The sequence below is a fragment of the Pseudonocardia sp. SID8383 genome, from assembly GCF_009864975.1.
Lineage (GTDB): Bacteria > Actinomycetota > Actinomycetes > Mycobacteriales > Pseudonocardiaceae > Pseudonocardia > Pseudonocardia alni.
This window is the reverse complement of the sequence record NZ_WWFY01001220.1, coordinates 1-844: the sequence shown is the minus strand read 5'-3', so window position 1 is coordinate 844 and position 844 is coordinate 1. Positions and strand designations below refer to the sequence as shown.

The window sequence follows — 844 nt, the reverse complement described above, 5'->3', positions numbered from 1 at the left end:
GTCGGACAAGGACGGCCGCGGCTACCCCGGCTGGGTCCCCGCGGCCCAGCTCGTCGACGACCCCGCGTTCGGTGCGCTCGCCGCGGGGGCGCCCACCGGCACCGTCGACGGCGTCGCGACGGCCTGGCTGTACCGCGACCCGGCACGCACCGAGCGGCTGCGCGAGGTCAGCGTCGGCACCCGGCTGCCCATCGTCGGCGAGGCGGGCGACGCGGTCCGGGTCGCGCTGCCCGGCGGCGACCAGGCGTGGCTGGCGGCGGGTGAGCTGCGCGGAGGGGCCCCGCCCTCCCCGACCGGAGAGGGTCTGGTCACGACGGCACGGCTGTTCCTGGACCGCCCCTACCTGTGGGGCGGGCGTTCCGGGTTCGGCCCCGACTGCTCGGGGTTGACCGGGCTGTCCTAGGCCCTGCACGGGATCACCGTCGGGCGGGACGCCTCCGACCAGTCCCGCGGCGGGCGCCCGGTCGACGACCCCGCCGACCTGCGTCCCGGTGACCTGCTGTTCTGGAACTCCCCGGCGACGCACGTCGCGATGTACGCCGGCGACGGCACGATGATCGAGGCCTTCGACGCGGCCACCCCCGTCCGGGTGACCCCGGTGCGGTTCGACGCGACCTACTCCGGCGCCCGCCGGTACCTGCCGTGACCTGAACACCTGACGAGGTGTGACCGCCGCCCCGACGGGTCCCCCCACCGGTCGCGGATGCCTACAGTGTCCGGCGTGCCGTCGCCGACCACCCGTACCCGCGCCGACGCCTGCCCCGGCGTCGTCTCGCCGCACGCGGCGGCGGACGGGGCCCTGGCGCGGGTCCGGCTTCCCGGCGGGACGGTCACCGCGGCGGCG

The 844-nt window shown here is 77.5% G+C and carries 1 protein-coding gene and 1 pseudogene; both read left to right on the top strand.

Annotated features, from left to right (window positions below):
* A pseudogene (locus GTW08_RS29840) lies at window positions 1-403 on the top strand (hypothetical protein); the annotation flags it as partial.
* A gap of 3 nt (window positions 404-406) precedes the next feature.
* A complete protein-coding gene (locus GTW08_RS29835) occupies window positions 407-646 on the top strand; it encodes a C40 family peptidase (protein WP_161152852.1) in 240 nt (79 codons plus the stop codon).
* Window positions 647-844 lie beyond the last annotated feature (198 nt).